Raw genomic sequence first — 25,416 nt, forward strand, 5'->3', positions numbered from 1 at the left:
GAGAAGAAAGCCAATTTATGTTTTAATGGAAAAAGACGAATCTATTAAAGGAGTAAGCTGCATATGAAGATTTCCTTATTAATTGTGACACATAACCGGCTTAGCGCACTGTGTGAACTGCTTGAATCCATTACAAGACAAACCGTACAACCTTTTGAAATTGTCGTCGTCAATGATGCAGGAGAGCGAGTCGACATCATTCAGGAACTTTACCCTGAGCTTCCGATCCGCTTGATTCATTTAGATGAGAATGTCCAGCATGTGAATGCCAGGAATGTGGGGGTGCGGGAGCTGACAGGCGACGTCATCATGCTGAGTGACGATGATGATTACTTCACACCTTGTCATATCGAACGCATGAGCAAGGCTTTGGAAGATGCTGATTTTGTCTTTTCTGATGCAGAAATTGTGTCATTTGAAGAAAAAGGCGCGACCCGTTTCCCACTGTCGAGACGTTTGTTTGCTTATACAGCGGACATCGAGGATATGCGTGTCTTTTCTACATATGTTCCTTCCGGCAGTATGTACAAACGCTCTATACACGATGAGATTGGCTATTTTGATCCAGCGATGCATCATTATTGGGACTGGGACTTCTTTTTGCGTGTATCACAGCATGCCCGAGTCAAACGAGTGCCAGCTGCCAGCGTGATCTATGCGTTTTTTGACGGCGGTGGAAATCAGTCTAGTGATCTTGGTGAAACAAGGAAGAACTACCTAGATGATTTAAGTGAAAAGCATGATTTAGGCGACCTGCCAACAGCGAACTTTGCTATATTATTAGAAGAACCAGCGATGAAAAAACGAGAATCAGAGAGTGAGATTGTGTGGGATGGAAAACCGATGATCTCCAGACTAGCGCAGCAAGTAGAAGGAGGAAAACCACAATGAAGCCATTTTTAAATGATAGCTGGTGGGCTGTGATGAAAAGTGAATTTGAACAGCCGTATTATCAGGAATTACGTGAATGGATGAAGGAAGAATATCGCACGCAGACCGTTTTTCCAAAACCAGATGACGTGTATCGTGCCCTTCATTTGACGTCATATGAAAAGGTCAAAGTGGTGATTTTAGGACAAGACCCTTATCATGGCCCAGGGCAGGCACATGGATTAAGCTTTTCTGTTCAGCCAGGCGTCAAACACCCGCCATCTTTGAGAAATATTTTTCAAGAGCTAAAGGATGATCTTGGCTGTCCTGTTCCAAACCACGGCTCACTTGTCAGCTGGGCAGAGCAGGGTGTGCTGCTCTTAAACACTGTGCTGACTGTGAGAAAGGGCGAGGCGAATTCTCATAAAGGCAAGGGCTGGGAACGTGTGACAGACCGCGTGATTGATGTGCTGAATGAACGTGATCAGCCCGTCGTTTTTGTGTTATGGGGCAGACATGCTCAAAACAAGAAAGAACGCATTGATCAAAACAAGCATTACATCATTGAGTCACCTCATCCAAGTCCTTTTTCTGCAAGAAACGGTTTTTTTGGCAGTCGTCCGTTTTCAAAGGTAAACACGTATTTAAAGCAAATGGGTTTCGAAGAAATCAATTGGTGTATCAAGGATATTGAATGAAAATAGGACGAGGGGAGAGCCCCTTCGTCCTGTTTATTTTAAAAATTTGCGGACCAAGTCGAGTCCGTTTTTCGCATTTGGATAACGGAAGGAAAAATCGAAGCGGTTCGTTTGACGCAGGACGCTTTTTTCATGCGTAAAAGTAAAGAAGCTTTCCTTCCCGTGATATCGTCCCATGCCGCTTTCGCCGACGCCTCCGAATGGCAGGTAAGGTGTAGCGACATGCATAAGCGTGTCATTGATACATCCTCCGCCAAATGAGAGGTTGTCTAGAATATAGGATTCTGTTTCTTTATTTGTTGTAAATAAGTAAAGCGCAAGCGGCTTTGGCCTTGCTTCGATCATATGCGCTGCCTCATGCAGAGAATCAAAGGTCATGACAGGCAGGATCGGCCCGAAAATTTCCTCCTGCATGACGGGATCCTCCCAAGTGATGTCGTCTAAAATGGTCGGAGCGATTTTAAGCTCGTGTTCATTGCGCTGTCCACCTGTGACGATCGTTCCATTTGAGAGAAATTGTGTGAGTCTGTCAAAATGACGCTGACTGACATTTTTTCCGAAGTGCGGATGCGTTTCGGGGTGTTCACCATAAAAGTCACGGATACAGGCCGTCATTTCTCGCAGAAGTTCCTCTTTGATGGATTCATGAACGAGTAAATAGTCTGGTGCAATGCAGGTTTGCCCTGCATTGGTGAATTTCCCAAAGGTGATCCGCTTCGCTGCTAGCTTGATGTCGGCATCAGGCATGACGATGCAGGGGCTTTTTCCGCCAAGCTCAAGTGTGACAGGGGTCAAATGCTTTGCGGCGGCTTCCATGACGACTTTGCCAACTGCCACACTTCCAGTAAAGAAGATATAATCAAAGGGCAGCTTCAGCAGCTCTGTACTGACATCGACACCGCCCTCTACGACAGCCACATGGTCTTCTTGAAATACACGTTTCATGATAGTGCTGATCACTTGTGAGACTGCCGGGGTCAGCTCAGACGGTTTTAAAATCACGGCATTTCCCGCAGAAATCGCGCCGACTAATGGAGAAAGGGCCAATTGGAAAGGATAGTTCCAAGGAGCAATGATGAGCACACTTCCATAGGGCTCCTTGATGATCATGCTTTTCGATCCGATATGAGTCAGCGGTGTTTTCGCGCGTGTTGGCTTCGCCCATTTGTGAAGGTGCTTGATGGTATGATTGATTTCTTCATATACCATCCCGATCTCCGTTGTATAGGCTTCCTGTTCGGATTTATGTAAATCATGGGCTAAGGCCTGTAAAATATCCTTCTCATGCTGTTTGATTGCTGCTTTTAAGTCTTGAAGAATGCGGATGCGTTCTTTAACTGCCGGCTTCTGAAAGACTTTTTGTTTCTGAAATAGAGCAGTGAGCTTGTTCATGATTTAATCCTTTCATAGACGATTTTGTTTCTTTTATTATGTGTGAATGAAGATGAGGGGTCAAATTAGAGAGGCGTGAGCGCACTGCTTTGAAAAAATGAACCCATTTGGTTTGTTCATTTGGTAAAATAATGTTGAAAAGAGATTTTTTTAGATTGGAGGGTCTACCCTTGAATATTCATATATCAAGCCTGCTTCAAAAAATGGAGGAAGCGGTTCGAAAAGCAAAACAAAGTGGAAATGATGAAGAGGTGAAACGTCAAGTGGCAGCGATTTCTTCACTATGTGATGTCATTCTCGACGCACCATCACAGGCGCAAATGCCGCAGTCGCCAGTCATCTCACCACCTCCATCGATACATACACCATCAGCGCCATCTGTGTCTACAGATCAAGCCATGCTGGAGAAACTCATGGGCACAAGTGGCGCGAAGAAATTTCAGCAAAATGATGAGGGTCAAAAAGAGAAGGACGGGAACGGCGACTCTATTTTTGATTTTTAATGGTCTTGTCACGACAAAGGGAAGGTGATCTGTTTGAAACTATTTTTGGGCGCCATTCAGTGGATGGCATTTTTTATCGCAGCTTCTATTGCCGTACCAATTGCGATTGCACAAGCATTTGAATTGAACCAAGTGCAATCGGCGGAGTTGATTCAAAGTACTTTCTTTTCACTTGGTCTTGTGGCGATGGTGCAGTGTTTATGCGGCCATATGCTGCCAATCAATGAAAGTCCAGCAGGGCTTTGGTGGGGTGTGTATACCCTTTATGCCGGCATGACAGGAACAATCTTTGCGACGTATCCTGAAACCTTGCAAGCATTACAAGGGGCTTTAATTTTTAGTGCTATTTTCTTTTTTATTTTTAGTCTATTTAAAATCATCAATTGGCTCGCGTCTTTATTTACGCCAGTCGTTACAGGTATTTACCTGCTGCTTCTTGTTGTGCAGCTAAGTCAGCCAATCATGAAAGGGCTTATGGGGATCGGCTATCGGGGAAATCAAGTAGATGGGCTTGTCTTTTGCTTATCGATCTTGATTATTATCCTTACCTTCATGATCAGCCGATCAAAATGGCATTACTTGAGGCAGTTTTCTGTGCTATTCGCACTTGCAGGCGGATGGCTGTTATTTGCTCTACTCGGATTGGCGAAGCCGGTACGAATTCCAGAACAAATCATCGAGTTTCCGAAGCTGTTTCCATTCGGTATGCCGGTCTTTGACAGTGGATTGCTTGTCACGTCCTTTTTTATAACGATTTTACTCATTGTAAACATGCTGGCAAGTATTCGAATTGTGGAAAGCTCAGTGAAGGCATTTGGTGAACTGCGTGAGCGGAAGAGAGCACGTCCTGCTGGTTTTGTCGCAGCATTTGGTCATTTACTAAGCGGGCTGATCGGTGCGATTGCGCCTGTACCTATTTCGGGGGCAGCAGGATTTATCCAGACAACCAAAATTCCTTCGAGAAAGCCTTTTTTCATAGGAAGTCTGCTTGTTGTTCTCATTAGTTTGTTTCCGCTGCTCATGAGCTTTTTCTCTGCATTGCCATCACCTGTGGGGCTTGCTGTAAACTTTGTGGTCTTCTCTTCTATGATTGGGATTGCGATGTCGGAGTTTGATCAATATGAGAAAGAAGAAATCCCGCGGATTCGCTTTGTTCTTGGGATTGCCGTTTTAGCAGGCGTAGGGGCGATGTTTGTGCCTCAGGGGGCCTTGAAAGGAATGCATCCTGTGCTCATTTCATTATTAAGCAACGGTCTTGTTCTAGGCACGCTCATTGCGATTGTTGTCGATCAGGTCTTGTTACGAAAGAAAAAGAAATCCGACAATCTCGTGTCAACGTAAAGGGAAAGTTGAATGTCGCCCTTCACCCGCGCTATGATAAACATAATTGACGAGATAAGGAGAATGACGAATGAAACTATTTTTCATTTTAGGTGCAATTAACGCCATGCTTGCTGTAGGCCTTGGAGCCTTCGGTGCGCACGGTCTGGAAGGGAAAATCCCTGAAAAATATATAGAAATATGGAATAAAGGTGTTCAATATCAGATGTTCCATGCCATTGGTTTATTTGTTGTCGCTTTTCTTGCAGATAAGCTGTCAGGTGTCTCCTTGGTTCCTGCTGCTGGCTGGGTGATGCTTGCAGGCATCCTTTTCTTCTCAGGAAGCCTTTATGTGCTGGCATTGACTCAGGTGAAGATTCTAGGTGCCATTACCCCTATTGGTGGAGTAGCATTTATCGCCTCTTGGATCATGCTTGTCATTGCAGCAGCAAAAAATTTATAAGCCAAAAAACCGATGCTCTCATAGGGGCATCGGTTTTTTTCTTAACTCCAGTAAGGAGTATAATTGGGCGGTGCTTGATAATAAGGGACGTAGTGAGATGGAGGGACAGGATGCGTTTGAGACTCCTCCTCCCGGTGGCAAAATGGTCCGATAAACACGCTTGGTTTCACAGGCTTTGTCGCCTGCTTCCACTGTGTTTCGTTCATGCAATAAGTATGAGCCATGATGTGAGAAGGGGTGAGGGTGAGAAGGTCTGAGCCTAGGATCACTTCAGGTGTTGATGCGTTAAAAATGGCTAACAAATGAGTTCTGTCTTGGAGAGCGACTTCATAGTGCCACCAGCCTTGAGGCACGTTTGCCACCTGTCCAGGTGTAATGGTGTAGGTGTGCAGTTTTTTTGTAAATGGATTCAGCATCGATACGGCAGCAGAACCGGCTATACAATAAACAAGCTCTGCGGCATTTTGATGATAATGAGGCTCTACGACTTTGCTTTTACTCAAATATATATCCAGCAGGGACACTTGATCCAACGAGTTTAATTGTTTTTTTCCTAACACATTAATCAGGTTATGCTGATCGTATTTCACAAGGGGGCTTTGATTCAGATCGTATGAAAATTTCACATTTGGTGATGTATAATCCAGTTCAACAGTCATTGATGTCACCTCTAGGCTTTTGATAAAAACTACTAGGCATGTTATGAGCCGCGCCCCAGAGGTGTGACAAAAACCTAGACAAAAGAAAAAAGCAAGGGTACCTGAACCTTGCTTTTGCCATGCAGGGCATTATCTCGGAGAATATGTTGACATCGAATATGGATAGTCGTACTGAATTTCCCCATCAAATGTAATGTAATCAAGGTAGATCGTTAATAGTAAGTATCGTGTTCCTGTTTTGTTATCACTAATGATAATGTGGTCACGTCCTGCAGCTTCAATGACGCCTCTAAAAATCTTCGAATTCCATTCCTTACTCGCCTCAAACGTCATATAAATCGTGGCTACCTTGCCGCGGTTCAATCGTAAAATATTTTCAATATAGGACTGCTCAAGAGGCAGCTGTCCGGTGACATTTTGCTGATAAATCGGTCCAGAAGGAATTTGATATGGCTGACCGCCGCCTTGCGTTCCTTGGCCTCCTTGTGAAGTGCCGGTAGACGGCATTGGTGAAAACCCCTGCTGCATTTGTCCTTGCATTTGACCCTGCGTTTGGGGAGGGACTGAATAACCCATCTGCTGCGCAGGATACGGATTTGCTCCATATTGTTGCTGGCGGAAATCTTGACCTTCGAAACCCGAACCTTGCCCAAATTGATTTTTCAATTTCATAACGTTCCTCCTCTTTCCTCATGGTGTTCTAAACAGAAGGCGTTTAGGCGCCTGTTGTTTCCATAGCATTCTTTCTCTCTTTCACACTATGAGACAGGAGGGGAGAATATGTACATTGAACGAAAAAAAGGAACTGCTCTACAGTTCCTAAAGTGGAGAAAAACCTTCGTATTCTATCGGTACTCGTCCTTTTTACATGATCCAGTTTACAGCGTGCTGGACATCAAATAAAAGTGTCACGATGAGAAAAAACGCGGCGGGCGGTGTGATCACAATGATGAAGGCTTGCCATAATCTGAGCTTCATCACAGCGACAATGCCTAAAACAGCCATTCCAAATATCCACGTCTTTGCATATACATCCGTAAGAGTCAAAAGATTGATATAATACCATACTTCATAATGCTGATCTAAATATGGTGTGATTTTAACAAACGTATACGGACCGAGCATCGCAACAGTGGAAATCCAAGTGAGTGCAAATAAAGCAGAAGGGAAAAAGACCGTCAGTGTGCAGACCTTGAGTATATCTCGATACGCCGTTTGACAGCCGAAAAAGAGACGCCCTAACCACTTGATGATGAGGACACCGAAAAATAGAATCATATTGCCTGCCAAAATACCATATCCCGCCCCTTGTAACAGAATAAAAGGAAATGGAATATGATTGCCCATATACTCGCTAAAATACCCTTCGTAGATCCAGCCCGTACCGGCGATACTTGCAAGGAGCATCATCAGCCAAATTGGAATATTGGAATGTCGATATGAGCGAATAATCGTTTTTGTCGCGACGAAAATTTTAAAAAATCGAAAGAATCCTTTTACTTCCTCTTCTTGGGAGTGATCATTCTTCATAGCTTCCAATGTTCTTTACTCCTTTAATTCACATAAATGATTACTTATATTACCAAAAAGTTCACGTTTTTCAAAGAAAGATCAATAAAAAAATACAATTTTATAAAAAATAGGTCACTCTACAGTCTCTTTAAGAGGAGACACATATGATAAACATAGTTTGAAAGAGACCGAGGTGATAATTTTGACAAAAGTAACTGTCATTATGACGAGCTACAACAAGGAGGCTTACGTCGGCAGATCGATTGAAGCGGTCCTGCAGCAGACGCTGTCAGACTTTGAACTTTTTATCATGGATGATGGATCAAACGAAAAAACCCTTGCTGCTATTGAACCGTTTCGCAAAGATCCCCGCGTTCACTTTATCCAAAGCGGTGTCAAAACATTGGAAGAAAGAACAGCGAAAACTCGCTACGCCGTGCTGATTAATCAAGCATTAGAACTGGCAAAGGGCGAGTATATTTCCTATGCCACAGATGACAATGTCTATGCCCCGGACCGTTTAGAGAAGCTCACTCATTATCTAGATGCCCATCCAGGTAAAGATATTGTCTATTCTAGTTCTAAAGTGATCTATTTAAATAACAAAAAAGAGCCAGTGAAGGAAACGATTCGGCCAGCGCAAACAGTGCAATGGAATGCTCCCTGCGCCATAGATCATTGCTCTGTTGTGCATCGTGCATCCATTTTATCAAAAATTCATGATGAATTTGGGTCCTACTGGGACGAGAGTCCGCATTTTTATCGGATAGGGGATGCCCGTTTCTTTTTTCGGCTAAATCATTTTTATCCGTTCTATCCCTTTGATGAAATATTAGATACAAATTACATCACAGAACAGTCAATTCATTATCAGCTGGCAGAAGAAGAGAAAAGTGCCTTTATTCAAGCACTTCCCGAGCAGTCTACCTGCTGGGAGCTTCGCAGTATATTAAAACAAAGGTATGGGAGGTGACCCGAAATGTCGCACTATATTCATCATTATTGGCAGGTGTACTTTGAGTATGTGAATCTGATGAAAGATTTGTCCTACAAGGAAATTCCTCTTGGGTTGATCAGCAATTTTTATCAATATATCAGTCCTGAAGTGAGGGAACGCATGGAAGATGAAGCATTTGGTCAAGAACTGACAACCGCTTGTCCATTACCGGAAGAGATTCAGCCATTTTTTGATCAGCATAAGCAGCAGATGAAGCGCATCACTTATCGTCCGGCGAATGGAAAGGTATTGCTTCACTTTGAACATCTGCGTTTTACTGAACAAAATTATACGCGGTTCCATCCAGATCAAACGGTGGTGTTCGCTCGCTGGAAGAAGGCGGATTATTTCGGATTACCTGTTATCAGTAAGCCGGAATTAGCCGGAGAGGTTAATAAAGAAGCCCACGCTGAATATATTGAAAAAGCAAATGCTCTCCTTAAACCTTACGCTCACCACCCTGTCTTTGGCAATGTCTTTTTTAGAGAAAAATTGCGGAAGGATATTGTGCAATTTATTGATGTCATTGACCAGATAGAAGTGCTGTTTCAAATGCAGCCGATTGCAGCTGTCATTGTTGGAACGACGGAGGATGCTTACAGCCGCGTACTCGCTTTGCAAACATTGAAACGCCAGCTGACGAGTATCTGTCTTCAGCACGGCGCGCTTATGGGAGACGAAGCCTTTTTACCGATTTTCACGACTTGCCACGGGGTGTTTGGAAAATATGAAAAGGACTGGTATGTAGACAAAGGCTGTCAGCCGGAACAGGTGGAAATCACAGGTCATCCGAGGTTTGATTTGGTGAAGGAGCGAACACCGCTTCAACAGGATCTCATTTTTCGTAAATTGAACTTCAGTCCGGCTAAAAAGACCGTGCTTGTGGCAACACAGCCGTTTTCTGAAGCCTTCTATGGTAATGTTCTTAAAACGATTGCCAATCGGAAAGACATTCAGCTGATCATGAAGCCGCATCCTTGGGAAATTGCTCGAAATCGATTAAACGACTATGTGTCTATTGACCGAGCGGGAAATCATGTGAAATTGATTAAAAAAGAAATTGACCTGTATGACCTACTGCCATATGTGGATATCGTGATTACGCTCACATCAACAGTTGGTCTTGAAGCCATGCTTTTTGAAAAGAGTGTGCTGATCGGGAAAATGACAGAAGGCAGAAGATACCCATATTACGAGTCGCTTGGCAGCTATCATATGGAAGACCCTGTTGAACTAGCTGAGAAAGCCATTCGTATTTTGTCGGATGAACAAGAGATGAAGCTGGCAAAGCAGCAAGGAGCTCAGTTTATTAAACAACACTATCCGCATGCGCGATCTACCGATGTTCTGCTTTCTCTGCTCAAAACAAAAACTGGTGTTGATTTTCAGAGATGAAGATAGGGGTGTGCAAGCGATATGGGAAAAAAGAGAGCACAATTTCTTCCTTATGCTCTGCCTTTCATTGAGCAGGAAGAAATCGATGAAGTCATTGGAACATTAAAGTCCGGCTGGCTGTCAACTGGACCAAAAGTAAGACAGTTTGAAGAAGAATTTCAGCAGCTGACAGGTGCAAAACATGCGATCGCAGTCAATTCATGTACGGCTGCTTTATTTTTAGCCTTAAAGGCAAGAGGGATTGGGGCTGGGGATGAGGTGATTACAACACCTCTGACATTCTGCGCAACAGCAAATACAATCATCCATACGGGAGCAGCGCCTGTATTTGTCGATATTGATCCAGCAACACTCAATCTGGATGCAGAGAAAATAGAAGCGGCCATAACACCACATACAAAAGCAATTGTTCCTGTTCACTTTGCTGGTCAATCGTGCGATATGGACCGGATTTTAGCGATTGCCAAAAAGTATGATCTATTTGTACTTGAAGATGCTGCCCATGCTCTTTACACAACATACCACGGTCAGCCCGTTGGATCCATTGGTGATGCGACCGCTTTTAGCTTTTATGCAACGAAAAATCTAGCGACTGGTGAAGGCGGCATGCTGACAACAAATGATGATGCGCTTGCAGCTAGAATTAGAAGACTAGCGCTCCATGGGATGAGCAAGGGAGCGTGGAATCGTTATGGAGAAAAAGGAACGTGGTATTACGAGGTCGAGGAACCTGGTTATAAAATGAATATGTTTGACGTGCAGGCATCGTTAGGGCTTGTTCAGCTAAGCCGACTAGATGACATGCAGGCACGGAGAGAACAGATTGCAAAAGAATACAATCAGGCTTTTCAAAAAGAAGCGGGCCTGATCCTGCCACCTGTGCATCAAGAAGGAAGACATGCATGGCATTTGTATGTACTGCAAGTGAATCCAAAAGAAGCATTCATCACGCGTGATGAACTGATTGATCAGCTGCAAAAGGAATATAAAATCGGCACGAGTGTTCACTTTATCCCTGTTCACTTGCATCCATACTATAAAGAAACATATCACTATTCACCAGAGGATTTCCCTGAGTCACTCGCATACTACAAGCAGACGCTCTCACTGCCGCTCTATCCAAGTATGACAGATGAAGATGTGCAGGATGTTATCACAGCGGTGTTGTCTATTTTAAAAGAACAGAAGGCATCATCATGAAGGTCGTTCATTCCATCGATGATCAGGTACTGGCGGCTTGGCTGGAGAAATACGGCCAACAAGCGGAACAAATGAACGGCTTTAAGCAGTTTGCTCTTGTTAATGGTGCCCAGCTCAAAGCGGTTCTGTTATATGAATGGTCAAAATGGGAAAGCGGCATTTTTGATCAGCATATTTTTCATGTGAAGTTTGTAGAAGCAGAATCAGGGTCTGCTTTTCAAGAATTGATGGAGCGTTTCATCAATTGGATGAGAACAGAGAAATGCGATTTTTTCTTTTTACGTCTTGAAGTGTCTGATCTTGAAAAAAACCGCATCGTTCAAAGGCTGTCACATGTGTACTATGTAGGTGGTCTCACTCGTCTTGAGGCACCGCCTGTTCAAATGGAGATGCCATCAACAGGTGAAGATGTGGTCATCAGTCTGCCGGATGAAAAGGAATACGTTGAGGCTGTGTCACTTGCTCATCAGGCTTTTGGGAAAAGCCGGTATGCACTTGATCCTTTCTTAGATCAGAATGTCGTCCAGCATTTCTTTCAGGAATGGATGAGAAACAATTTACTCGGACGTGCAGATATCAATCTCGCGGCAAAGGTGAACGGTGAAGTCATTGGTTTGATTCAAGGGGTAACAAAGGGCGATGAACTGGTGCTTGATTTATTGTCTATTAGACCGGATGCACAAGGAAAAGGGATCGGAAAAAAGCTGGTTATAGCGATGATAAAAGCCTCTTATGAGAGAGGGCACCGGTTTATGTCTGCCGGAACTCAGATGCATAACACAACCGCGATTCAGCTGTATGAAAAGCTGGGCTTTAGAACAAAAAATGCCTTCTTGTATTACCATGTGTGGCCGAAAAAAGGAGAGAGGTAAGATGGCGTATTTCTATATTGGAGATCGCAAAGTGGGGGATGGTGCGCCTGTCTTTATCATTGCAGAGGCAGGCATTAACCATGATGGAAAGCTGGATCAGGCACTTGCTTTAATTGATGTGGCAAAAGAAGCAGGTGCCGATGCGGTGAAGTTTCAAATGTTTCAAGCTGATCGGATGTATCAAAAGGAACCGGGTTTGTATGAAACAGCCAAGGGAGAAGAGGTGTCCATTTTTTCTTTAGTAGAACAAATGGAGCTACCGCCAGAATGGCTTCCGGTGTTATTGTCACGCTGCGCGGAAAAAGGGCTGCTATTTTTAAGCACAGTATGTGACGAAGAATCTGCGGATCTATTGAATCAGACTGATCCGCCGGCTTTCAAACTGGCATCCTATGAAATCAATCATTTGCCGCTTATGCGTCACACGGCATCATTTCAAAAGCCCATCATTTTCTCAACAGCCGGGGCAACCATTTCAGATGTCCATGAAGCATATGAGGCGATTACAAGCGAGCAAAATCAGCAGGTCGCTATCATGCATTGCGTAGCAAAGTATCCAGCACCTAGAGCTTACACGAATCTGCGGGTTCTTCAAACCTTAGCTGCGGCATTTCCCGATGCAGTCATTGGCTTTTCTGATCATAGTGAGCATCCAACTGAAGCGCCTGTGGCCGCTGTGAAGCTTGGGGCAGCAATCATTGAAAAGCATTTTACAGTAGATAAAACGTTACCTGGGGCGGATCATTCCTTTGCTCTTGATCCTGATGAATTGAAGGAAATGGTTCAGCATATTCGAGCGGCAGAAAAGCAGCGGCATCTAAAAGAAGCTGACACTCATTCAGTGCCAGAAGAGCTCCTTGGCAGTTCTTATAAAACGACAACAGCTATTGAAGGCAAGATTCGTGAATTTGCGTATCGAGGCATTTTTACGACAAAAGGCATTGCGAAGGGCGAGACATTGACCGCAGAAAATCTAGCCGTGTTACGTCCAGGACAAAAAAGCCAAGGTCTGCATCCACGGTATATGGCGGTTTTACTTGGCGCAAAGGCTGTCAGAGATATCCCAGCCCATACAGGGGTTTCGTGGAAAGATGTACTCATGAAGGAGACGCCAAATGATTAATGATGTGCTCTTTGTCATACAGGCAAGAATGGGCTCAACAAGGCTGCCCAAAAAGGTGATGAAACCGATCGGCGGTATGGCGCTGATCGACCTGATTGTTGAACGGGTAAAGCAATCAGATCATTACAATCATAAAACGCAGAATCTCATGATCGCCACAACAGTTGAGGCAGAAGATGATCTGCTGTCCCATTATTGTCTCTCAAAGGGATATAAAGTATTTCGTGGCAGTGAGACGGATGTACTGCAGCGATTTGCGCAGATTGCCCGTCATTTTGAACCGCAAATCATTGTGCGTTTAACAGGAGATAACCCATTTATAGATCCGGCCCTTTTGTCGAAAATGCTTGAAAAACATAGACAAGAGAAGGCTGATTACACGTATACGGCTGGCACTCCACTCGGTATTTCCGGGGAAATGATCGACGCACAGATTTTAATTGAAATCGACAATTTTCCCCTTACGCAGCCAGAGCGTGAGCATGTCACGCTCTATATCAGAAAGCATCCTGAGCAATTTCACCTGCAATTATTCACACCGCCCAAAGAACTTGCATATCCTGCTTATCGATTCACGATTGATACAGAAGAAGATTATGAGTTTGCGACCCGTTTACTAGAGAAAGCTGGCGGCTCCATTGCTGTGCCTACGGCTGAACTCATCACCATTTGCGAACAAGACCCTGATATTGTTCGGTTGAATCAATTTGTGAAACAGAAGGATGCTGAATGAACAAGAAAATCATGATTGTTGTGTATGGCGGGTTTTTAAGAGGAATGGGCCATGTTGTCAGAATGAAACGGCTGGCAAACCAACTGCTTCAAGAAGGAAACGACTTATATTTCTATACAAATGAACAGATTTGTGTAGAAATGCTCTCAGGTCTAGATTGGCACGTTCATTTGGTGCAGGAGTCGAAGGCATTCCTTCAGATGGAGCAGGACTTAAAAGAGCTGAATCCTGATCTTTTGCTGATTGATGTACTTGATTGTGACCTCCAATTTCTTCGATTGATCAAAGCGTCCTTCGGATCTGCAAGGCTAGTTTTATTCGAAGAAAAAAGAGCAGAAGCGTGTCAGCTTGCCGATGTTGTCGTGAACGGCATTTATGGCGGTCTGGACGAAAAGCACATGCAAGTAGATGGGACAGCATATTTTGATGGAACACCTTATTTATTGTTAGATCAAGAGATAAGCCGATTAAAAGACACATATGAGGTTCGAAAAGAATGCAAAAAGGTGGTCATCAGCCTTGGAGGCAGTGACCCGCGTGGATTGTTATCAAAGGCTGTATCAGCACTGCTCGAAGCTGACCACCTACACATTTTAGCGGTTACAGGAAAAGCCTCCCGCATTGAAGAACAAATAGAGGCTGAGCATATTCAATTCATTCGTCATACAGATCAATTATCTGCGCGTCTCTCGGAAGCCGATCTGGCAATAGTGGCTGGCGGGATGACGTTATACGAGGCAGTTTGTATCGGAGTGCCCAGCATTGTCCTTTCACAAGTAGACCACCAAGCAGTGACAGCCGCTCGTTTTGCGCAAAAGGGAGCCTGTCACCATCTTGGATTAGGTGAACTTGTGGATGAAAAAGATATTCGGCGTGCTGTGGAAAGACTGTCCGGCAGCTATTTTCTCCGCAGGAGCATTCATCTCAATGGACGGACACTCATAGATGGAAAAGGAACTGAACGAGTGAAAAACATTCTTATACACCTCATGAATCATCACCAAAAAGAACATAAGGATGTGTAGATGTGAAGGGAGTTATTTTAGCAGGAGGAAAGGGATCACGACTGGCGCCTTTAACGAAGATTTTCAATAAACATTTATTGCCGGTTGGTCCATATCCAATGATTTATTGGTCATTGTTCAAATTGAAGGAAGCAGGGATTTTAGATGTGATGGTCATATCACAAGAAGAACAAATTCCGCTGTTTCAAAAGCTGATAGAAAGCGATCAGGAACTGGGGATGAACATCGTATATCAGGTACAGCCTGAAGCGTCTGGGATATCAGACGGTTTATCCTATGCAAAGCCCTTTGTAGAAGGGGAGAAGTTTGTGCTGATGCTTGGTGATAATGTATTTGAGGATTCACTAAACCCTTTTGTTGAAGCCTTTCAGCAGCAAGAAAGAGGAGCCAAGGTTTTGTTGAAAGAAGTGGCAGATCCAAAGCGGTTTGGTATTGCAGAAATTGATGCCACGCGCCAACGGATTTTATCAATAGAGGAAAAGCCGGAGTATCCGCGCTCATCTTACTGCGTCACGGGCATCTATTTTTATGACCAGGAAGTTTTTCAATATATTGAGAGAATCTCGCCGTCAGATCGAGGCGAATTAGAGATTACAGACGTGAACAATCTGTATATCTCAAATAGTCAGCTGACCTATGATATGTTAAAAGGGTGGTGGATTGATGCAGGAACACATGAATCTCTCCACCAAGCATCTGCGAAAATGTTTGAAACGATGAAGAAAAAAGAGGGATCCGAATGACGAAGTCTTATTTAATTACAGGCGGAGCGGGTTTTATCGGACTGAATTTTGTGAAGCTGCTGCTTCAGGATGCAGATGTCCGGCTCACCGTTTTTGATAAATTAACGTATGCCAGCCATCCAGAGGAGATGGATGAATTATTAAAGTTGTCTCATTTTCGTTTTATTCAAGGGGATATCACCCTTCAGCATGAGCTGGATCAAGCATTTGACGAAGTCTATGATGCCATCATTCATTTTGCGGCAGAATCGCATGTTGATCGCAGCATTGAATCAGCAGAGCCTTTTATTCAAACAAATGTCCTCGGAACGTATCGTATGCTTGAAGCGGTCTTAAAAGGAAAGGCGAAAAAGCTCATTCATATTTCAACAGACGAAGTATATGGAGATTTGGAGCCAGATGATCCTGCTTTCACAGAACAAACACCACTTTCACCGAATAATCCTTATTCAGCAAGCAAGGCGAGTTCAGACCTGCTTGTGAAATCCTATATCCACACTCACCAATTACCCGCGATGATTACACGATGCAGCAACAATTACGGACCGTATCAGCATGAGGAAAAATTAATCCCGACCATTATTAGAAAAGCAGTCAATGGAGAGAACATCCCGATTTATGGAGACGGTCAGCAAATTCGCGATTGGCTGTATGTAGAGGACCATGCGAGAGCTGTGAAACAGGTGCTCGAAATGGGCACAGCCGGGCAGGTATACAATATTGGCGGCGGCAACGAGAAAACAAATCTCGATTTGACCAAAACGATTTTATCGCAGCTCGGAATCAGTCATGATCAAATTGCGTTTATTCAAGACCGAAAAGGACATGACAGACGGTATGCCATTGATGCCAGTAAGCTAAAAGGCGAGCTCGGCTGGACGCAGGAGACGTCATTTGAAGAAGGTATCGAAAAAACGATCAATTGGTATCGAGCCAAATACGATCAGAGCGAAGAAGGGTGACGGATGAAAGTTTTAATCACCGGTGCAGGCGGCCAATTAGGGAAAGAATTGAGCAGGCAGCTCAAGGAAAAAGACATGACCGTCATTGCCTTAACGAGGAACATGCTCAATATCGCAGACCAGCAAGCAGTCAGGCATGCGATGAGACACTATCAGCCTGATATTGTTGTCAGTGCAGCAGCCTATACATCTGTTGATCAATGTGAAACAGAAACCGAAAAGGCGTATCTTGTGAATGGCATTGGCGCCTACTATACAGCATTAGAAGCAAAGCGCGCAGGGGCTGATGTGTTACATGTCAGTACAGATTATGTGTTTGACGGGCAGGCGGACACCCCTTACCAAGTCGATGCACAAGCAGATCCTCAAACCATTTATGGAAAGAGTAAAAAGCTTGGTGAGGAATTGATTCAGCTTGTATCAGACGAAGTGAAAATCATTCGTACCTCGTGGCTTTACGGACATGAGGGGCATAACTTTGTGAATACCATTCTTCGTCTCGCTGAAACGAAGGATCATTTACGCATTGTGAACGATCAAATAGGGTCTCCTACTTATACAAAGGATGTAGCTGAGGCTCTGATTCATTTGTTTGATCAGAAGGCAGGCGTGTACCATGTCAGTAACCGAGAAAGCTGTTCCTGGTTTGATTTTGCGTCAGAAATTGTGATGAAAAGCGGCTTGTCCGCCACAATTGAACCGATTTCCACGGAAGAGTACGGCTTCCAAACGCCACGCCCTGCCTATTCTGTCTTAGATCTTCAAGCGATTGAAGCCACAGGCTGGCAGCCGAGGCATTGGAAGGATGCACTTCACGAATACTTGCAGAAAGAAGGGAGATGGCATCAGCATGATTGATGGTGTTGAAACGAAAAAACTCATGAAACATTGTGATGACCGCGGCTTTTTTGCAGAGCTCATTCGAGATGATGAACCGATGCTAAAACGCTTTGGGCAGGCGTCATGGTCGAAAAGCTTTCCAGGCGTGATCAAAGCCTTTCATTATCATGAAAAACAAGACGACGTTTGGTTCTTCCCCGTAGGTCATGCACAGGTCGTGTTATACGATTTGCGTGAGGACTCTCCCACAAAGGGGCAAACCGATGTGTATTATATGGGAGAAGACAATCCGATGCTGCTTCTCATCCCGAAGGGTGTCGCACATGGCTACCGTGTATTAGGTGAGACGCCGCTGCAAATTGTGTATTTCACAACAGAATCGTATGACCCGAAAAAACCAGATGAAAAGCGAATCGCCTGGAATGACGAAACGATCGGGTTTGATTGGGAAACGACATTTAAATAGAGAACGAGGGGCCTTTCGCAGGAGAAAGGTCTTTTTTTGTTGAAATACATTCTATATGTGTCATTTTATGTATATTTACTAAGCTGATAAGAAAAGGGATGTGGATGAGTTTGTCTAAAAGAATTGCATTTGTAACAGGAGCAAGTACAGGGATTGGAAAGGCCATCGCTATAAAGCTTGCCGCTCAAGACAATGTAAAGATCATCATCAATTCTAGAAATCAATCCTCACTAGAAGAAGCGCAGCAGCACATTGGGCGTATGGCAGAAACAAAGGAGCCGGTGGCTCTTTTCTGTGGCGACATGTCAGATGAAGGGGTGAGGGCTGAGGCTTTTACGGAAATAGAAAAAGAGTTTGGCAGACTGGATGTGTTGATTAATAACATTCCGGGGGGAAAGCCAGATACCTTTGATTCATGTGACAGCGAGCAGATGATGGCAGCATTTTCTCAAAAAGCCATTGCGTACATTGATACGATGAAGCGTGCAGCAGCGATGATGAAACGACATGAATATGGCCGGATCATTCAAATTGTCGGGAACCTATGGAAGGAACCTGGTGACCAAATGTTTACGAACAGTATGATGAATGCAGCGATTATCAATGCTAGTAAAAATGCTGCCACACAGCTTGCATCATCAGGCATCACAGTGAATTGTTTAAACCCGGGATTTATTGCTACAGATCGGTATGAACAATTTATCGGAAACATGATGCGTAAACAGGCATTATCGCGGGAAGAAGCTGTACAGGCTGTAGCGTCAGGAATTCCAATGCAACGAGTGGGCTCAGCGAGTGAAATGGCTTCATTGGCCGCTTTTATCGCATCAGAGGAAGCCTCCTATCTTACAGGACAACAAATATCCGTCGATGGTGGAGCGATGAAAAGTATATAACCAAAAAACCCGCTATATGCGGGTTTTTTGATTAAAGCGAATGGGAAGGATGCGAAGCCGGTCGATAAACAGGGCAAGCTGTTCAATTGGAGCAACCATTGAGATGCGGACATGACGTTTTCCATGTGCTCCAAACACTCCCCCGGGCGTGACAACGACATCGGTATGTTCGAGTAAATAGTCTGCAAATGCATGAGAATGTTCAAAATCATCAGGGATTGGAGCCCATAAATAAAAGGCGCCAGCTGGACGTTCGATGAACCATCCTAGCTGCTTTTCTGCCTGACGGATGAAGAAGTGAATTCGCTCAAGGTAGACCTCTTTTAATGATAGAATGTGATGGTCATCACTTTGCAAGGCGACGGTTGCGGCTTGTTGAAATCCGCCATACATACTGACAAACACATGATCTTGGAAGGCGTTAATGGCTTGGATGATGTCCTCATTACCTACAGCAAAAGCGACTCTCCACCCTGCCATATTAAATGTTTTGGATAGAGAATATAATTCTACTCCTACACTTTTTCCAAGAGGAGCATTCAGAAAGCTTACTGGTTTTTGCTCATAATGAAATGAACCATAGGCAAAATCGTGAATGACATGCAGTCCGTGAGCCGATGCAAAATCAGCAGCCTCTTCAAAAAATGCATCATTTGCCACAGCACCTGTTGGGTTATTCGGATAATTTAAGAAAAGAACCTTTGCCTTTTTGAGCACCTCCGGATCAATTGACGAGAAATTCGGCAAATAACCGTTTTCCTCTTCAAGTTTGATACAGTATGGCTTTGCATCTGCCATCAAGATCCCAGAATGATATTCTGGGTATCCTGGATCGGGGACGAGGGCAATGTCCCCTGGGTCAAGCAGACACTGACTCATGACATAAAGGCCTGTTTTCCCCCCATTGAATAGGGCCACTTCTTTCTGTGGGTCTATCTCAGTGCCGAACTCCTTTTTGTAGAAGTCTGCAATGGCTTGCTTGAAAAAGTCGAAGCCTCTAAAAGGTGCATATTGCTGAAACTCTAAAGTGCCTGCTGCCTCTTGAAGGGCGCTTACGATATGTGCAGGAGTCGGAAGATCGGGATTTCCCTGACCAAGGTTTATGATGTTCGCTCCGTTTTGTGCTTTTTGCGCAATTTTCTCAAATACGGTTCCAAATTTCTGTTCTGGCAGCCGTTCAATCACGTTAGATGGTAAGATCTTCACCACGTTACCCTCTCTTTCTATCCCTTCACTAATTCATCCATTAACTGAATGGCAGCTTGCTTCTGTAAGTTGCGGATGGATGCGGCAACATCCTGTGAGGATGACCCTTTTAATTCAAGCGAAACGATGCCGTTAAAGGCTTCAAATAAAGAGAGATCCACAAAAGTGCCTTTGGATGGGACGGATTCACTGACGATCACAGTATCTCCAACTAAAGCATCCTGCGGAATATGGACATGATCAATGGTGATATGTGTGGCCTCTGCCGGTATGTGTCCGCTTTCTTTGAAATGCTGAGGGTACAAATGGCAGTCTGCAATATAATGCGTATGTCCAGAAAGCAGCTCTTTTGGCAGCTTCGCTTTTTTTCCATCGACTAATACATCGATCAGCAGCTTGGCCATGTCCACCCCAAACACTTTTTTGATATTCGGAATCATATTCCAGCCAGCAAATCTAGCTGCGGATTCGATCAGTCCTGTTTCTCGATTTTTCATGAGCTTGATCTCTGTATGGGTCGCACAATTTTCAAGGCCCAGCCCTTCATTTGCCTTCTTAGCTGCCTCAATGATGATTTGCTGGGCTTCATTGTCTAGGATCGAGGGAGTAATATGAGCCGTTTCTGTAAAACCGATTTGAGGGGTCTTGTCATGTATGACAAAAGGGATATATTCTCCCTCCACGACGAACCCTTCTACACTGACATAATCAGAATAGCCACCCTCTTGATACCAATCCTCATAAGCACCCTCTAAGTACGTTTCAGCGACAAATGGTGCTTCATATGTCACAGCGTTTGGGACGGGAATGGTTTGCAAGTAGGATTGTACGTTTAAAAAGAGATCATCACTGCCGGCTCTGTCATGAAAAAGGGTCACGCCAATCGAGCTTGCTAAATATGTAGGCTTTAAAATAAGCGGTGTCCCGATATGTTCAATAGCTTGCTGGAAATCAGCTAAAGTCGTAACGGGCTGTGTTTTCACCGCTTTGACACCCGCAGCGTTGAATGCAGCCCTCATTTGGCTTTTATCACGCGCCAATTCAGCTGCTTTTACCCCAGCGCCGCGCAGTCCCAGCCGCTCGGCGGCTTTTGCCATTGGTGCAATGAATAATTCATTATTGGTGGTGATGGCATCAGCTTTGAAAAAGGAAGCCACACGGACTAGGTCATTTACCACCTCTTCCTCTGATTTCAGATAATCATCATGTGCCCAGTAAATAGAATCAGGGTGTTCAAAAGAAGGGTGTGTCTCAAAATAATCGCGATCTTTGATGACGGCAATGGAGTATTTTTCTATTAGCTCAGCGTGACCCTTTGTAATGGCAAAGGGTCTCGGAATATAAGAAACGATATGATAAGATGCCGCTACGCTTTCATAAAACATATGGGGCGGGCATCCTCCTAAGTCAGCAATGACAAGTACGGTTTTTTTACTCAATGAAAGCACTCCTTTTTATCTAGCGGTGTATCCGCCATCTGCTGTGACAACACTTCCAGTCATATAGCTGGATAGATCAGAGGCGAGAAACAGCATCACGCCCGCAATTTCTTCGGGGGTTCCGAGACGAAGCAAGGGATTCACCTTTGCTTTTTCCTTTTTGACAACCTCAAGACTTTCTGAATGATTGTCTAAAAAGGATTTTTCATTTAATGGCGTATCAATAATGCCTGGGGCGATACAATTCACCCTGATTTGATGAGCGGCATAGTCGATCGCCATCGATTTGGTGAGCTGGATGACACCGCCCTTTGTTGCGTTGTATGCAGGAATGTCAGGCCAGCCAACGAGACCTCCGACAGATCCGGTATTAATAATACTTCCGCTTTTCTTTTCAAGCATATGCGGCAATGTATGCTTACTCATGAGAAATACACCAGTCAGGTTGACCTGTAGAATGTGGTTCCAATCCTCTAGTGTCATCTCGTGAATAGGTGAGACAATTTCGATGCCTGCATTGTTAATCAGCACATCAATTGTCCCGAATTGGCTCAGCACGGACTGAACTGTTTTTTGACAGTCAGCCTCATTCGTAATATCTGTTTTGAAAAACGCAGCATGTTCATGAGGCAATGATTCAACGAGTTGTTTACCACTATCTTCATTGATATCAGCCACAGCAACTTTTGCTCCGTGTTCAAGGAAAAGCTTGACGGCGGCAAGCCCAATCCCAGACGCACCTCCTGTAATCAGGACGACTTTTCCGGCAATGTTCATTTCTTCACCTTAGACGCTTTTGGCTTTAAGCGGTTATAGCGTGGAGGGAAGAAGAGATTAATAGACTTTGATGCTTCTGGCTTTGGATTAATGGCGCCGTGATCTTCTTTTGGATCACAGAAGTAGGTCGTGCCAAATTCCATCTTTTCTGTAAAACCTTCAATCGTCATATCGTATCCACCGCTAATGCAAATCCCGATTTGTTCATTACGGTGCTTATGAAAAGGCATTTCCCCGCCATTTCCCGGAATGTTAGCAATCATAAGCTCCATCCAGTCCTCTACAAAAAAGGTCACTTCCATGCCAGGCAGTAAATCGCGTGTTTTGAAAATGTCTAAGAAATAAGTAGGAGGAGCCGAATATTCTTCCCCATCTTTTAATCTCTTAATATCAATGGCGATCACTTCTTCATCTGTCAGATTCGATGCGCCGTGAGGGACAAATGGTGGTGCGATATAGGCTGATTCTAATGGGGTGAGCACTTGGGTCGATTGGCCGACCGTCATTTGAAGCTCGCCTTTTAATACGATACCGATTTGTGCTTCTGGATGCTCGTGAGGTTCGATGATCGTGTGAGGTGGGACGTATGAAATTAACACTTCCGTATCGCCTCTGACAGTAGAATATTGGATGACACCATTATCCCAGTCTCGTTTTTTCGCTTGAGGAAAATATAATTCTTGCACCTTTTGTTCAGTTGTCATGATTACATCTCTCCTTTTCCGAATATAGACCAGCTCATAGGAATGCTTTTAAATGTTCGAATGAAGGTGAGGCCGTATGTAGCTCTAGCCACCTCATTGGTTAAAGCGAAATCAAATTCGCCGTCTCTTACTTTTTGTGCGGCTGTACTTGTAGAATTGACTAGCTCAAATTCAGCATTTTGATGAATAAAATATTGAATCAAATTCACAGGTGCAGGATGAGAAACAATTTTTAAATGGTGAAGCATTTGTTCTTGAAAGGGGAAATCTGGTCTGACAGCCAAACCATACATGGGCGTGTCACATCTGAATATTTGTAAAAGCTGCAGGTCAGGTCTCATGTAGAAATGTTTAATTCCTTCGTATGCGTGTGGAACGAGAGTGTATTGGAGTGCGTTAGAGAGAGTATGTTCAATGCAAGTTTCGAATGTGTCGTAAAGGGATAGTTTCGTATGAGTGCCGAGTGTAGTGGTGGAATGAGAGATGAAATGTTTTGCTGCATATTCACTGCTTGTCCCCTTAGGGCCTAATGTATTGACTGTAAACATCTTAGGTGAAACGATGGGCTCTTCTTTGAAATGAAAAACATCATTCTTTAAGATCATGTTTACCATCCAATCTTTTTCAAATTTTTACTAGATTATAAAAAATAAAATTGGCAATTGTCAACATAATTTATAAAAAATGTATTTTATGATAATATTAAAAATTGACCTAAAAAACTGCACATATCGAGATGTGCAGTGAAATGAGCTCACGTTTCAAATGTATTTTTATGTTTCTGCTGTAAGGTTTTTTCACGTTTATAGCTGACGAAGCTGATGAGGAAACCAACAAGCGTAATAAGTGCACATACAAGTCCTACCGTATGATAGCTGAAATGGACATAAACAGGTCCCATCAGAGCAGACCCAAGCATAACGGCAAGATTGGAAGCAAGGCTGTAAAAAGCCATCACTTTGCCTCGGTGGGTTTGGGAGCAGTCGCTCAGGACGGTGCTTAAAAGCGTGACGGATAAACTTTGCATGGCACCCCAAATAAATAAAGCGAAAATGAGCAATGTCCATGAGAAGGGTGCATAAGGAAGTAAGGCAAGAACGAGTGTAATGCCGCCCAGCACAAAGAAAAGAGACCGTGTTTTGCCAAACCAATCTGCTAATTTCCCGGTAAATATACTCATGGAAAAACCAACGCCATAAGCCATGATCAGAAGTCCAGCTGTTGATTGCCCTCCGGAAAACAGACTTTGCAGGTAAGCTCCTAAAAATGAGTACATGCCATAAAATCCAAGCATGTTACAAAATGTCACGGTCAAATAGGCAGGGACACGATCGATTTTCAAAGCCCCCCATAAAGAACCTGATTTCTCCCTAGCTTGAGGTGCCTTCGGATGAGCTGTGGCGACTTGTTTTCGAGATTCAAGGATGACGAGCAGCAGGACAACGAGACTCATCATGGCGAAAATCCAAAATGTCCAGCGCCAGTTCAAACTTTGACCGATAAAAGCGCCAATGGGCACACCAAGGACAAGAGAAAGAGACCAGCTCGATACAATGAGTCCCATCACTTTGCCGCGATATTCATATGGAACCCGGTCGCCCACAAGAGCATAGGCTGTTGGCACAAATACACCAGTCGCCAGCCCAGAAATAGCACGGCCGGCAAAAAACACGGCCAAATTTGGGGCAGCAGCACACATCACAGTGCCAATCAAAAAGAAAGACAGCCCAATAATCAAACACAACTCTCTTGAATACCGGTCCCCTAAAGGAACAAGAAGCGGAGCTCCAACCAGCACAGCTAACCCATAAATGCTGATGGAAAGAGCGAGAACATCAAGAGAGTGCTGAAAGGAGTTTGATAAATCGGGCAGCAGTGGTGAAATCACCAGTTCCTCCGATCCCGCCGCAAAAACGCCAAGTGTGAGTGCGATGGCAAGTGTGATGGGAAATGTTTTAGAAACCTGGCTGTCTAAAGATTCTTTCATCAAGTGATCCCTCCATACTTGCTTTTTCATTCAATTCCGTTAAAATAAATTCTACCATTATTTAGTTTTATTTTACATTTCGCATCATAAGTATTATCATCAAATACTTTTCAAATGGAACGATTTTTGGATAGGAGAGGTACGAATGAAAATCACCGATGTAGATGTGCATATTTTAAATGAATTGAGAGAAGATGCCCGCTTATCCATGAGGGAATTGTCTAAACGAGTGAATTTATCAGCACCTGCTGTAGCAGAAAGAGTGCGTAAATTAGAGGACGCAGGGATTATCGAAGGGTATTCTGTTCAGGTCAATTATAAAAAATTAGGTCTTCTGATTGACTGCCTGCTGGAAGTTACGGTGTTAAATGGGGAGTATCAGCGTTTTGTGGCTTTTATGAACGAGCACCCACGCGCTTTTTTTGCTTATCGAGTGGCAGGACAGTCTTGCTTTTTCATTAAGCTGTCAGTTTCTTCTCTTGAAGAAATTGAAGCCTTTATTCAAGAAGTGTCTGGATTCACAAAAACCGTCTCCCATATTGTCTTGTCAGAGCACTCTTTTTCTCATCCCATTCAAGAACGCTTGAAACAAATAGAAGAGCCAGAAATGACCGTGGTGAAATAAAAAAAGGAC

28 protein-coding genes are annotated in these 25,416 nt (G+C 43.9%); 18 read left to right on the top strand and 10 right to left on the bottom strand.

The genetic code is table 11. From position 1 onward, the window contains the following. Positions 1-63 precede the first annotated feature (63 nt). Both V6Z54_RS08810 and V6Z54_RS08815 read left to right on the top strand, forming a co-directional pair. Complete coding sequence (locus tag V6Z54_RS08810; RefSeq protein ID WP_041087706.1) at positions 64-891, top strand: glycosyltransferase family 2 protein; 828 nt, start codon at positions 64-66, stop codon at positions 889-891. Continuing rightward, complete coding sequence (locus tag V6Z54_RS08815) at positions 888-1,568, top strand: uracil-DNA glycosylase (protein ID WP_039182328.1); 681 nt, start codon at positions 888-890, stop codon at positions 1,566-1,568. Before V6Z54_RS08810 ends, V6Z54_RS08815 begins: the two co-directional genes overlap by 4 nt. 33 nt (positions 1,569-1,601) lie before the next feature. On the opposite strand, the gene V6Z54_RS08820 is transcribed toward V6Z54_RS08815, so the two are convergent. Continuing rightward, a complete protein-coding gene (locus V6Z54_RS08820) occupies positions 1,602-2,960 on the bottom strand; it encodes an aldehyde dehydrogenase (protein ID WP_338527937.1) in 1,359 nt (452 codons plus the stop codon). A 170-nt stretch (positions 2,961-3,130) separates the two neighbouring features. Between V6Z54_RS08820 and V6Z54_RS08825 the strand changes: the two genes are divergently transcribed. The 3 genes from V6Z54_RS08825 to V6Z54_RS08835 all read left to right on the top strand — a co-directional run bounded on the left by V6Z54_RS08825 (position 3,131) and on the right by V6Z54_RS08835 (position 5,246). Then, on the top strand, positions 3,131-3,463 hold the full coding sequence (locus V6Z54_RS08825) for a YwdI family protein (protein ID WP_338527938.1): 333 nt from the start codon (positions 3,131-3,133) through the stop codon (positions 3,461-3,463). Positions 3,464-3,496: 33 nt separating this feature from the next. After that, the gene (locus V6Z54_RS08830; protein ID WP_041087711.1) at positions 3,497-4,804 is read left to right on the top strand and encodes a purine/pyrimidine permease; all 1,308 of its coding nucleotides are present in this window, start codon (positions 3,497-3,499) and stop codon (positions 4,802-4,804) included. Positions 4,805-4,874: 70 nt separating this feature from the next. Next, a complete protein-coding gene (locus tag V6Z54_RS08835) occupies positions 4,875-5,246 on the top strand; it encodes a DUF423 domain-containing protein (RefSeq protein ID WP_025093833.1) in 372 nt (123 codons plus the stop codon). Positions 5,247-5,287: 41 nt separating this feature from the next. Here the strand turns inward: V6Z54_RS08835 and V6Z54_RS08840 are convergent, their stop codons facing one another. The 3 genes from V6Z54_RS08840 to V6Z54_RS08850 all read right to left on the bottom strand — a co-directional run bounded on the left by V6Z54_RS08840 (position 5,288) and on the right by V6Z54_RS08850 (position 7,435). Beyond that, on the bottom strand, positions 5,288-5,905 hold the full coding sequence (locus V6Z54_RS08840; protein WP_039182316.1) for a cupin domain-containing protein: 618 nt from the start codon (positions 5,903-5,905) through the stop codon (positions 5,288-5,290). Between the two features lie 129 nt (positions 5,906-6,034). After that, positions 6,035-6,577 (bottom strand): spore coat protein GerQ, encoded by a 543-nt coding sequence (gene gerQ, locus V6Z54_RS08845; protein ID WP_041087716.1) that lies wholly within the window; start codon positions 6,575-6,577, stop codon positions 6,035-6,037. 192 nt (positions 6,578-6,769) lie between these two features. Then, entirely contained in the window at positions 6,770-7,435 is a 666-nt protein-coding gene (locus V6Z54_RS08850; protein ID WP_241768933.1) for a YIP1 family protein, read from the bottom strand. A gap of 184 nt (positions 7,436-7,619) precedes the next feature. Here V6Z54_RS08850 and V6Z54_RS08855 point away from each other — a divergent pair, with 184 nt between their 5' ends. The 12 genes from V6Z54_RS08855 to V6Z54_RS08910 all read left to right on the top strand — a co-directional run bounded on the left by V6Z54_RS08855 (position 7,620) and on the right by V6Z54_RS08910 (position 18,669). After that, entirely contained in the window at positions 7,620-8,390 is a 771-nt protein-coding gene (locus V6Z54_RS08855) for a glycosyltransferase family 2 protein (protein ID WP_338527939.1), read from the top strand. Between the two features lie 6 nt (positions 8,391-8,396). Then, a complete protein-coding gene (locus V6Z54_RS08860; RefSeq protein WP_338527940.1) occupies positions 8,397-9,809 on the top strand; it encodes a CDP-glycerol glycerophosphotransferase family protein in 1,413 nt (470 codons plus the stop codon). A gap of 21 nt (positions 9,810-9,830) precedes the next feature. Continuing rightward, entirely contained in the window at positions 9,831-11,009 is a 1,179-nt protein-coding gene (locus tag V6Z54_RS08865) for a DegT/DnrJ/EryC1/StrS family aminotransferase (protein WP_075612103.1), read from the top strand. Beyond that, a complete protein-coding gene (locus V6Z54_RS08870; protein ID WP_041087724.1) occupies positions 11,006-11,881 on the top strand; it encodes a GNAT family N-acetyltransferase in 876 nt (291 codons plus the stop codon). Before V6Z54_RS08865 ends, V6Z54_RS08870 begins: the two co-directional genes overlap by 4 nt. Position 11,882: 1 nt before the next feature. Next, complete coding sequence (locus V6Z54_RS08875) at positions 11,883-13,004, top strand: N-acetylneuraminate synthase family protein (RefSeq protein WP_073978836.1); 1,122 nt, start codon at positions 11,883-11,885, stop codon at positions 13,002-13,004. Next, complete coding sequence (locus tag V6Z54_RS08880) at positions 12,997-13,737, top strand: glycosyltransferase family protein (protein ID WP_041087727.1); 741 nt, start codon at positions 12,997-12,999, stop codon at positions 13,735-13,737. Before V6Z54_RS08875 ends, V6Z54_RS08880 begins: the two co-directional genes overlap by 8 nt. Beyond that, a complete protein-coding gene (locus V6Z54_RS08885; RefSeq protein ID WP_041087728.1) occupies positions 13,734-14,762 on the top strand; it encodes a glycosyltransferase in 1,029 nt (342 codons plus the stop codon). Before V6Z54_RS08880 ends, V6Z54_RS08885 begins: the two co-directional genes overlap by 4 nt. 2 nt (positions 14,763-14,764) lie before the next feature. Beyond that, complete coding sequence (locus V6Z54_RS08890; RefSeq protein ID WP_041087730.1) at positions 14,765-15,505, top strand: sugar phosphate nucleotidyltransferase; 741 nt, start codon at positions 14,765-14,767, stop codon at positions 15,503-15,505. Then, entirely contained in the window at positions 15,502-16,467 is a 966-nt protein-coding gene (gene rfbB / locus V6Z54_RS08895) for a dTDP-glucose 4,6-dehydratase (RefSeq protein ID WP_041087732.1), read from the top strand. The genes V6Z54_RS08890 and rfbB overlap by 4 nt, the downstream gene beginning before the upstream one ends. Positions 16,468-16,470: 3 nt before the next feature. Then, the gene (rfbD, locus tag V6Z54_RS08900; RefSeq protein WP_041087734.1) at positions 16,471-17,325 is read left to right on the top strand and encodes a dTDP-4-dehydrorhamnose reductase; all 855 of its coding nucleotides are present in this window, start codon (positions 16,471-16,473) and stop codon (positions 17,323-17,325) included. Then, on the top strand, positions 17,318-17,773 hold the full coding sequence (locus V6Z54_RS08905; RefSeq protein ID WP_338527941.1) for a dTDP-4-dehydrorhamnose 3,5-epimerase family protein: 456 nt from the start codon (positions 17,318-17,320) through the stop codon (positions 17,771-17,773). Before rfbD ends, V6Z54_RS08905 begins: the two co-directional genes overlap by 8 nt. A 104-nt stretch (positions 17,774-17,877) precedes the next feature. Further along, positions 17,878-18,669 carry an SDR family oxidoreductase gene (locus tag V6Z54_RS08910; RefSeq protein WP_269199593.1) on the top strand — a complete coding sequence of 264 codons (792 nt, stop codon included), beginning with the start codon at positions 17,878-17,880 and terminating at the stop codon, positions 18,667-18,669. A 12-nt stretch (positions 18,670-18,681) separates the two neighbouring features. Here V6Z54_RS08910 and V6Z54_RS08915 read toward each other — a convergent pair whose 3' ends face one another. The 6 genes from V6Z54_RS08915 to V6Z54_RS08940 all read right to left on the bottom strand — a co-directional run bounded on the left by V6Z54_RS08915 (position 18,682) and on the right by V6Z54_RS08940 (position 24,782). Then, the gene (locus V6Z54_RS08915) at positions 18,682-19,875 is read right to left on the bottom strand and encodes a pyridoxal phosphate-dependent aminotransferase (protein ID WP_338527969.1); all 1,194 of its coding nucleotides are present in this window, start codon (positions 19,873-19,875) and stop codon (positions 18,682-18,684) included. 17 nt (positions 19,876-19,892) lie between these two features. Beyond that, the gene (locus V6Z54_RS08920) at positions 19,893-21,314 is read right to left on the bottom strand and encodes an ATP-grasp domain-containing protein (protein ID WP_073978837.1); all 1,422 of its coding nucleotides are present in this window, start codon (positions 21,312-21,314) and stop codon (positions 19,893-19,895) included. Positions 21,315-21,329: 15 nt separating this feature from the next. Continuing rightward, positions 21,330-22,091, bottom strand: coding sequence for a glucose 1-dehydrogenase (locus V6Z54_RS08925; RefSeq protein ID WP_041087740.1), 762 nt, complete (start codon positions 22,089-22,091; stop codon positions 21,330-21,332). Next, entirely contained in the window at positions 22,088-22,795 is a 708-nt protein-coding gene (locus V6Z54_RS08930) for a cupin domain-containing protein (protein WP_041087742.1), read from the bottom strand. Before V6Z54_RS08930 ends, V6Z54_RS08925 begins: the two co-directional genes overlap by 4 nt. A gap of 2 nt (positions 22,796-22,797) precedes the next feature. Continuing rightward, a complete protein-coding gene (locus tag V6Z54_RS08935) occupies positions 22,798-23,400 on the bottom strand; it encodes a bacilysin biosynthesis protein BacA (RefSeq protein WP_024423797.1) in 603 nt (200 codons plus the stop codon). Positions 23,401-23,549: 149 nt separating this feature from the next. Beyond that, positions 23,550-24,782 (bottom strand): MFS transporter, encoded by a 1,233-nt coding sequence (locus V6Z54_RS08940; protein ID WP_073978838.1) that lies wholly within the window; start codon positions 24,780-24,782, stop codon positions 23,550-23,552. A 145-nt stretch (positions 24,783-24,927) separates the two neighbouring features. Here V6Z54_RS08940 and V6Z54_RS08945 point away from each other — a divergent pair, with 145 nt between their 5' ends. Then, complete coding sequence (locus V6Z54_RS08945) at positions 24,928-25,407, top strand: Lrp/AsnC family transcriptional regulator (RefSeq protein ID WP_041087746.1); 480 nt, start codon at positions 24,928-24,930, stop codon at positions 25,405-25,407. The last annotated feature ends 9 nt before the right edge of the window (positions 25,408-25,416 follow it).

The sequence above is a fragment of the Bacillus sp. MAG717A genome (assembly GCF_036884855.1).
GTDB classification, from domain to species: Bacteria; Bacillota; Bacilli; order Bacillales; family Bacillaceae; genus Bacillus; species Bacillus safensis.

What these genes read in the sequence shown, in the direction of transcription:
- V6Z54_RS08810 (WP_041087706.1), top strand. Translation starts at nt 64, where the DNA reads ATGAAGATTTCCTTATTAATTGTGACACATAACCGGCTTAGCGCACTG.
- V6Z54_RS08815 (WP_039182328.1), top strand. Translation starts at nt 888, where the DNA reads ATGAAGCCATTTTTAAATGATAGCTGGTGGGCTGTGATGAAAAGTGAA.
- V6Z54_RS08820 (WP_338527937.1), bottom strand. Translation starts at nt 2,960, where the DNA reads ATGAACAAGCTCACTGCTCTATTTCAGAAACAAAAAGTCTTTCAGAAG.
- V6Z54_RS08835 (WP_025093833.1), top strand. Translation starts at nt 4,875, where the DNA reads ATGAAACTATTTTTCATTTTAGGTGCAATTAACGCCATGCTTGCTGTA.
- V6Z54_RS08840 (WP_039182316.1), bottom strand. Translation starts at nt 5,905, where the DNA reads ATGACTGTTGAACTGGATTATACATCACCAAATGTGAAATTTTCATAC.
- gerQ (WP_041087716.1), bottom strand. Translation starts at nt 6,577, where the DNA reads ATGAAATTGAAAAATCAATTTGGGCAAGGTTCGGGTTTCGAAGGTCAA.
- V6Z54_RS08850 (WP_241768933.1), bottom strand. Translation starts at nt 7,435, where the DNA reads ATGAAGAATGATCACTCCCAAGAAGAGGAAGTAAAAGGATTCTTTCGA.
- V6Z54_RS08860 (WP_338527940.1), top strand. Translation starts at nt 8,397, where the DNA reads ATGTCGCACTATATTCATCATTATTGGCAGGTGTACTTTGAGTATGTG.
- V6Z54_RS08865 (WP_075612103.1), top strand. Translation starts at nt 9,831, where the DNA reads ATGGGAAAAAAGAGAGCACAATTTCTTCCTTATGCTCTGCCTTTCATT.
- V6Z54_RS08870 (WP_041087724.1), top strand. Translation starts at nt 11,006, where the DNA reads ATGAAGGTCGTTCATTCCATCGATGATCAGGTACTGGCGGCTTGGCTG.
- V6Z54_RS08875 (WP_073978836.1), top strand. Translation starts at nt 11,883, where the DNA reads ATGGCGTATTTCTATATTGGAGATCGCAAAGTGGGGGATGGTGCGCCT.
- V6Z54_RS08880 (WP_041087727.1), top strand. Translation starts at nt 12,997, where the DNA reads ATGATTAATGATGTGCTCTTTGTCATACAGGCAAGAATGGGCTCAACA.
- V6Z54_RS08885 (WP_041087728.1), top strand. Translation starts at nt 13,734, where the DNA reads ATGAACAAGAAAATCATGATTGTTGTGTATGGCGGGTTTTTAAGAGGA.
- rfbB (WP_041087732.1), top strand. Translation starts at nt 15,502, where the DNA reads ATGACGAAGTCTTATTTAATTACAGGCGGAGCGGGTTTTATCGGACTG.
- rfbD (WP_041087734.1), top strand. Translation starts at nt 16,471, where the DNA reads ATGAAAGTTTTAATCACCGGTGCAGGCGGCCAATTAGGGAAAGAATTG.
- V6Z54_RS08905 (WP_338527941.1), top strand. Translation starts at nt 17,318, where the DNA reads ATGATTGATGGTGTTGAAACGAAAAAACTCATGAAACATTGTGATGAC.
- V6Z54_RS08910 (WP_269199593.1), top strand. Translation starts at nt 17,878, where the DNA reads ATGAGTTTGTCTAAAAGAATTGCATTTGTAACAGGAGCAAGTACAGGG.
- V6Z54_RS08925 (WP_041087740.1), bottom strand. Translation starts at nt 22,091, where the DNA reads ATGAACATTGCCGGAAAAGTCGTCCTGATTACAGGAGGTGCGTCTGGG.
- V6Z54_RS08930 (WP_041087742.1), bottom strand. Translation starts at nt 22,795, where the DNA reads ATGACAACTGAACAAAAGGTGCAAGAATTATATTTTCCTCAAGCGAAA.
- V6Z54_RS08935 (WP_024423797.1), bottom strand. Translation starts at nt 23,400, where the DNA reads ATGATCTTAAAGAATGATGTTTTTCATTTCAAAGAAGAGCCCATCGTT.
- V6Z54_RS08940 (WP_073978838.1), bottom strand. Translation starts at nt 24,782, where the DNA reads ATGAAAGAATCTTTAGACAGCCAGGTTTCTAAAACATTTCCCATCACA.
- V6Z54_RS08945 (WP_041087746.1), top strand. Translation starts at nt 24,928, where the DNA reads ATGAAAATCACCGATGTAGATGTGCATATTTTAAATGAATTGAGAGAA.